Raw genomic sequence first — 6,304 nt, 5'->3', positions numbered from 1 at the left:
CCAGAGAACTTCGCGGCTCTCGCGAAGATCCTTAACGACAGGCAGGCGTAGCTGAGAAGGAGCAGGATCTGCGGGGTGGCTACCTGCGTGGCTGTCCGGCGGACTACAATCGCCGTCATCTGACGGGCACGCGCTCGTGAGGTCTCGAGCCCCCGCAGGGCCCGACGGGTGTTGTCGGCAAAACTCCGCCCCGAAGGCCCGCGGGGGCTTCCTCATACCCGGCCGGCCGTGGCAGGGCGTGGCCTGGACCAACCGGCAGAGTCGTATCAATACTCAGGACACCCTTACCCGCCGGGCCGGATTGCTGCCACAGTGACACCCCTGGGTCTGGTCCGGCGGCAGCCCCAGGAACAGAGACCCGGGCCCGGGCAGGACCAGGGCGACTGTGCTTGCACCCTTCCCTCTGCCGGAGAGCGGACACCCGACAAGCCCGGCAGCATGCCCGGTGACGTCATCCGTCTCGACGACCGGCGCACCGCCCGCGCGCCCCGGCCGGCGTCCGCCGACGCCCGAGGCGACGCCGGAACCCCGGCCGGCCCCGACGGCCTGGGTGACGGGCCGAGTCCGGAGCAGCAGCTCGCCGAGACGATCGAAGCCATCCTCATCAGCCGCGGGTTCACCCTGGCCGACACGGCCACCAGCACCGTGTACACGGCCACCCTCGATGCCGTGCTCCTCATGCTCGAGGGCGCCCAAGTCGAAGGTGTCATCGAGGCCGTCCAGCACCGGGCGCTGGCCGGGATGATTCACGGCATGCGTGACGCGCCCGGCCGTGTCTGAATCCGACCACCCCAAAACGGGTTCAGGCGTGACGAACCGACAGGGTGCGGTAGCTACCTGCTGATCAATAGCGACAGTCTGTTCAACTTCGGCCATGCGCGTGCCATAGTGGGGCGTCCGGAATCCACCGGAAACGCTTCCGGCTCCCCGGCGCACGCCCCGAACCAACCCGGTCCGTACCGCTGCGCCCCCAAGGGGGGCCGCCTAGGGGACGGGGACACCATGGATACGGGAGACGACACCGCCGCCAGCAGACTGCGCACCCTCGCCGAGCACTACATCGAACCCGTCCGCACCGGGCCCGCCGGCCGCGGAGTGTCCTCGCCCGAAGGCCGGGCCCCTCTCAACCTCGGCATCATCAACCACATGGCCGCCTGCCGAGCCGAAGTCCTCGAGCACGCCGAGCGTGACGCCCCCGACGCCGAGCCGGCCCCCACCCTCCCCGACGGCATCTACGCCTGGTGGCGGAACAACACCCGCCACCTCGACGCCGAGAAACGGCAGGCCCGCGAAACCGTCATCTACCGGCAGGCGCTCGAGCACGCCATCGCCATGGGCGACTACAAGGTGATCCGCCGCCACCCGTGCCCCGCCTGCGGATGCTGGGGCCTTTTCTGGCGTGCCACGGCCCGCCGCGCCGCCTGTTCCAACCTCGACTGCCTCGACGCGGACGGCATGACGAGCACCTGGGGGCTCAGCCGACTTGCGCACGAGCACATCACCCGGCAGAAAAACGCGGCGGAGAGGGCAACCGTCTGACAGGTTGGGGTGTCTACCAAGCATCACAACCGCACCACCAGCACCATGAAGCCCCGGGCCCCCTGGCAGGAAGGCCCCGCCCGCCGAATCGGCCGCCGTCAGCTGCGAACTGTGGCCGTCGAGTCGATGGGAGACAGCCCCGTGGCCGTCTACAGTCTCAGCCCGTACGTCGACATGGTCACCGTCGAGGAGTGTGTAGCCCTCTTCGCGGAGACGGGACACCCCAAGGGGGAGTCCACGCTGCGCCGGTGGATACGGAAGAACCGTCTGATGACGGACCGGATCGGAGGGAAGACGGCGGTGTCCTGGACGGAGATGCAGCAGATCCACCGCGACATGATCGCGCGCAGCGGCTGAGCCCCGCGCTGCGTTGAGACCGAGGAAGCCCTCGCCCACTACCCCCGGGGCGGGGGCTTCCTCACACTCACACCATCAAATGTATTGCGCGTGCAATACATTTAGGCTTATGCTGGCAGAGCCGACAAGGCCAGACCCCCACAAACAGGGGCTGGTCGAGTAACCCCACCCAGGAGCTCCGCCATGAGCGTGATCAGCCCTGCCCGGACCACCACGGTCGACTACAACACCCTCCCCGCCAACACCCAGAGCGCCTTCGACCGGCTCATGGAACAGGCCGACCACACCGCCAACGCCGCCGAATACGAAGCCCTCATGACCGCGCTCATCGCCATCACCGGCATCACCGGCGTCCGCTACAACGAAATCCTCAAGTGCGCCTGCCCCTGCGACTGCGGACTCATCTTCGACGCCGACGCCCCCGGCCTCCACACCGTCGAAGACCCCCAGGGCTACAACCTCGGCCGCCTCCAGTGCCCCCAGTGCACCGACGACCACCCCACTGGGCACGCCGAATAGCCCTCTCAGCCCCCGACCCGGGTCGAGCACCACACCCACAGTGCGCAGTAGCTCCCCGGGCCGGGTGACACCCCCACCTCGCAGCACGCCGCCGTACCCGGGAGACACCCATGTCCAGCACCGGCACGATCCTCCGCACCGCCGCCCAACTCCTCAACTACCACGGCCTCCACACCGGCGACCACTTCGCCTCCAACACCGGCCAGCTCGACCTCAACGCCGCGATCTTCCGCGCCGTCACCGGCAAAACCCCCAACGCCTTCCTCACCGACGACGACCAGGCCCTGCTCCTCATCACCACCAACGAGCCCGCCATGGACGCCATCCGCATGCTGTCCGCCGTCCTCCCCACCGAACCGCCCACCGACGACGAGACCGGACTCGACAACCACATCGAACACCTCGCCTGGTGGGCCTCATACGCCCCCAACCCCGACCGCGGCTGGCCCGCCCCGACCGTGTCCGAGGCCATCGGCGCACTCCACCGCGCCGCCCAGACCGCCGACACCCTCACCGACATCCCCACGCACCGCGCCGCCGCCTGAACCCCGCTCCTCCACCGCAACCGGAGACCCCACGCCATGACCACCGAACGGAGCGCCACCTGATGCCCACCAACCTCTTCGGAAACCAGCCCACCCGCCTCGGATACAAGGACCAGGAATGGTCCGTCTGGGTCTCCGGCATGGACGAGATCTACGACATGGAGACCCTCGGCGGCGCCCTGAACCGGGCGAACGAACTGAACGCCACCTTCGCCCAGCTCCACTTCAACTCAACCAGCGAGCACGACCCGGTCACCTACGCCGTCGTCCTCCACCACGGCTACGCGTGGACCGTCCACACCGAGCATGCCAACGGCCGCGACTGCGGCGTCCCGGCCTGCGCCCCCTGCTCCACCAATCGGCCCGCGCCCGACCGCGGCGTTACCGACTCCGCCTGACCACCCCGGCCCGGGGCGTGCTGCCCCGGGCCCCGCCCCGGAACGGACCACGCCATGACCACCATGACCATCGCCCCCGCCGGAACCGGCGACAACGCCGACGACCGCTGGGAGGCCGGCTACACCGACGGCGAACTCGCCGCCATCACCGGCCTCACCGAACGCCGCGCCCGGGCCCGCGCCGAAATGGCCGACGACCACGACCCGCTCTACGCCGCCGGCTACTGGGACGGCTACCTCCACACCACCGCCGTCAACGGCGCACACAACCCGAAGCAGGGGCAGACCCGATGAAGAACATGAAGCCGAGGCCGAAGCCCCCCGTACTGACGCCAGAAGAGAAGGCGCGCGAGATTGACCTGCGAAACGAGCATGCCCGCGCCAAGCGGTTTCAGCCGACACCGAAAACCGCCCCCAAGCCCACGAGCGGTGCTCGATGAACTCCCGTAACGAGGTACGTCGCCAGTACATCGTGGGGGCACTGATCGAAGCCGCGGCCATGTACCCGGAGGACGCCCGGTCGTACCTTGCCGAGCACGACGCGGCTCACCGCACCCAGGTTCTTCGCGAGACCGCCGACGCCGCCTCCGCGACGATCCGCCGCTACCACTTCACCGGCCTCCGCGAGGACCAGCCCGAGCCCGAGCCGATCAGCGCCCCGTGACCTGGCCCGAAGGAATCGCCGCCGTGCTCGGAGTCGTAGCCGCCGCCATGATCTACGCCTCCCAGCACGGCCTCGGCACCCGCAACACCACCCCGAAGGACCCGCCGCAGGACGGAGAACAGCCGTGAGCAAGACCCGGACCGGCAAGACCACCCGCACCCGCCGCCCCAAGCCCGCCGCCACCACGACCCGCCCCACGCCGACCCCCGCCCTGCCCGTACGACCCGTCACCCCCGACTTCATCACCGTCCAACAGATGACCGCCGCCTACACGGCCCGGCTCGCCGACCTCCCCCACATACCCGTCACCGCCTGGACCCCCCAACCCGACGGAACCCTCCGCGCGCACCTCCACGACGGCACCCACCTCATCCACACCCCCACCGGCCCCACCCCGTTCCGGGCCCTCACCCCCTGCCCCGCCGGAGCCCACCACGACAACCCCATCACCACCGGCCACGACCTCCACGGCATCCAGAACCTCGTCGCCACGTGCACCGCCCGCCACGGCCGGCACCGCATCCACCCCCTCGCCACCGCAGTACGCCTCGCCGAAGACACCCAACCCCTCGATTCCACCGACCTCAGCAACGACCAGCCCAAGGAGCACCCCCACCCGTGATCAATCTCGCCTTCGTCGACACCGAGACCACCCACCTGAGCGTCGACCTCGGAGACGCTTGGGAAGTCGCCGTCATCCTCCGCAGCTTCGACGACAACGAGCCTGCCGACACCGAGTACCTGTGGCAGATCCGCTCCAACCTCGCCACCGCCGACAAGGAAGCGCTGGAGGTTGGCCGCTACCTGGAGAGGTTCGCGGTCCCGCCGAACGCCGAAGCCGCGTGGACCGGCTACGAGGACGGGCCCGTCCTGCCCATGACCCGTCTCGCCGTCACGGATGCCATCCGCAACGTCCTCTCCGGTGCCGTCCTCGTCGGCTCCAACCCCGGCTTCGACGACCGCTTCCTCCGCAAGCTCCTCGGCCCCGGCTCCGCACAGTGGCACTACCGGCCAGTCGACATCGCCACTCTGGCCGCCGGCTACATCCACGGCGCGACCGACACCACCCAGTACCCGGGGTCCGACTCGACTGTGGCACTGCCGTACTCCTCACGCCGCCTCTCCCGGGCCGTCGGCGTCGAACCCCCCGGCCCCGACACCGCCCACACCGCCCTCGGCGACGCCCGCTGGGCCCGCGACGTCTACGACGCCATCACAAAGGAGAACCGCAATGGCTGACACCAGCACCATCGAGTGGACGGATGCGACCTGGAACGTCGTCACCGGATGCGACAAGGTCTCGCCCGGCTGCGAGAAGTGTTACGCAGAGACGTTCGCCGAGCGCTGGCGCGGCACCAAGGGGCACCACTTCGAGAACGGCTTCGACATCACCCTCCGCCCCGAGCGACTCGACCTTCCCTTCAAATGGCACAAGCCCAAGCGCGTCTTCGTAAACAGTATGTCCGACCTGTTCCACAAGGACATCCCCGACGAGTACATCGCCCGCGTCTTCGCGACCATGGCTCGCACGCCGCAGCACACGTATCAGATCCTGACGAAGCGGCACGGGCGAATGCGGTCGCTGCTCGGAAGCCACATCGACGGCGGGCAGAACCTCCTCGAAGCCGCATCCGACGAGGAAACCGCGCAGGCCCTGTACGACGCCTTCTGGCCTCTCCCCAACGTGCACCTCGGGGTGAGCGTCGAGAATCAGCACTGGGCAGACATCCGCATCCCCGCCCTCCTCGACACTGCCGCTGCCGTCCGCTGGATCAGCGCCGAACCCCTCCTCGGCCCCATCGACCTCAACGGCCCGATCATCCCCGGACGCGGACGCCCCAAGCTCACCTACTGGCTCACCGGCCGCCCCGGCCTCGGCGAGCCCAGGACGACGGCCACCGATCTCCAGATGCACCCGCTCGTCACCGGGCCCCGACTCAACTGGGTCGTTGTCGGAGGCGAGTCCGGCCACGGCGCCCGCCCGATGAGCCCCGACTGGGCCCGCTCCCTCCGCGACCAGTGCCAGAACGCAGGCGTCCCCTACCTCTTCAAGCAGTGGGGAGAGTACGCCCCGACCAGCTACATGGCGATCGGCGCCCACAAGAAGGGCCACGTACACGTCGGCGACCCCATCGACGACCTCGGCCACCGCTGGGAGATGCGCCGCGTCGGCAAGGGCAAGGCCGGCCGCGAACTCGACGGCCGCACCTGGGACGAGTTCCCGAACACCCCATGAACGGCTACCTGGCGGGCTGCCACGGCAAAACCCGATTCCCCAGCCG

General features: G+C 69.3%; 11 protein-coding genes. All 11 read left to right on the top strand.

Annotation, left to right across the window (positions count from 1 at the left end):
- Positions 1-438: 438 nt before the first annotated feature.
- Positions 439-780, top strand: coding sequence for a hypothetical protein (locus ACU6P3_RS33175; RefSeq protein ID WP_447198327.1), 342 nt, complete (start codon positions 439-441; stop codon positions 778-780).
- Positions 781-1,002: 222 nt separating this feature from the next.
- A complete protein-coding gene (locus ACU6P3_RS33170) occupies positions 1,003-1,539 on the top strand; it encodes a hypothetical protein (protein WP_447198250.1) in 537 nt (178 codons plus the stop codon).
- A 9-nt stretch (positions 1,540-1,548) separates the two neighbouring features.
- The gene (locus ACU6P3_RS33165; RefSeq protein ID WP_447198249.1) at positions 1,549-1,896 is read left to right on the top strand and encodes a hypothetical protein; all 348 of its coding nucleotides are present in this window, start codon (positions 1,549-1,551) and stop codon (positions 1,894-1,896) included.
- Positions 1,897-2,079: 183 nt separating this feature from the next.
- Positions 2,080-2,415: a hypothetical protein gene (locus ACU6P3_RS33160; protein WP_447198248.1), complete on the top strand. Its 336-nt coding sequence runs from the start codon at positions 2,080-2,082 to the stop codon at positions 2,413-2,415.
- 110 nt (positions 2,416-2,525) lie between these two features.
- Positions 2,526-2,960, top strand: coding sequence for a DUF6197 family protein (locus ACU6P3_RS33155; protein ID WP_447198247.1), 435 nt, complete (start codon positions 2,526-2,528; stop codon positions 2,958-2,960).
- 62 nt (positions 2,961-3,022) lie between these two features.
- A complete protein-coding gene (locus ACU6P3_RS33150; RefSeq protein ID WP_447198246.1) occupies positions 3,023-3,358 on the top strand; it encodes a hypothetical protein in 336 nt (111 codons plus the stop codon).
- 54 nt (positions 3,359-3,412) lie between these two features.
- Positions 3,413-3,652: a hypothetical protein gene (locus ACU6P3_RS33145; RefSeq protein ID WP_447198245.1), complete on the top strand. Its 240-nt coding sequence runs from the start codon at positions 3,413-3,415 to the stop codon at positions 3,650-3,652.
- Between the two features lie 142 nt (positions 3,653-3,794).
- Positions 3,795-4,022: a hypothetical protein gene (locus tag ACU6P3_RS33140; RefSeq protein ID WP_447198244.1), complete on the top strand. Its 228-nt coding sequence runs from the start codon at positions 3,795-3,797 to the stop codon at positions 4,020-4,022.
- Between the two features lie 124 nt (positions 4,023-4,146).
- Positions 4,147-4,644, top strand: coding sequence for a hypothetical protein (locus ACU6P3_RS33135; protein WP_447198243.1), 498 nt, complete (start codon positions 4,147-4,149; stop codon positions 4,642-4,644).
- A complete protein-coding gene (locus ACU6P3_RS33130; protein ID WP_447198242.1) occupies positions 4,641-5,261 on the top strand; it encodes a 3'-5' exonuclease in 621 nt (206 codons plus the stop codon). The genes ACU6P3_RS33135 and ACU6P3_RS33130 overlap by 4 nt, the downstream gene beginning before the upstream one ends.
- Positions 5,254-6,258 (top strand): DUF5131 family protein, encoded by a 1,005-nt coding sequence (locus tag ACU6P3_RS33125; protein ID WP_447198241.1) that lies wholly within the window; start codon positions 5,254-5,256, stop codon positions 6,256-6,258. The genes ACU6P3_RS33130 and ACU6P3_RS33125 overlap by 8 nt, the downstream gene beginning before the upstream one ends.
- The last annotated feature ends 46 nt before the right edge of the window (positions 6,259-6,304 follow it).

This window comes from Streptomyces hebeiensis, from assembly GCF_052983195.1.
The sequence above is the reverse complement of the archived record's forward strand: the minus strand, read 5'-3'. Positions and strand labels throughout refer to the sequence as shown.

Coding starts and splice junctions, on each gene's coding strand:
- ACU6P3_RS33175 (WP_447198327.1), top strand. CDS start 439: ATGCCCGGTGACGTCATCCGTCTCGACGACCGGCGCACCGCCCGCGCG.
- ACU6P3_RS33140 (WP_447198244.1), top strand. CDS start 3,795: ATGAACTCCCGTAACGAGGTACGTCGCCAGTACATCGTGGGGGCACTG.
- ACU6P3_RS33155 (WP_447198247.1), top strand. CDS start 2,526: ATGTCCAGCACCGGCACGATCCTCCGCACCGCCGCCCAACTCCTCAAC.
- ACU6P3_RS33145 (WP_447198245.1), top strand. CDS start 3,413: ATGACCACCATGACCATCGCCCCCGCCGGAACCGGCGACAACGCCGAC.
- ACU6P3_RS33150 (WP_447198246.1), top strand. CDS start 3,023: ATGCCCACCAACCTCTTCGGAAACCAGCCCACCCGCCTCGGATACAAG.
- ACU6P3_RS33170 (WP_447198250.1), top strand. CDS start 1,003: ATGGATACGGGAGACGACACCGCCGCCAGCAGACTGCGCACCCTCGCC.
- ACU6P3_RS33125 (WP_447198241.1), top strand. CDS start 5,254: ATGGCTGACACCAGCACCATCGAGTGGACGGATGCGACCTGGAACGTC.
- ACU6P3_RS33160 (WP_447198248.1), top strand. CDS start 2,080: ATGAGCGTGATCAGCCCTGCCCGGACCACCACGGTCGACTACAACACC.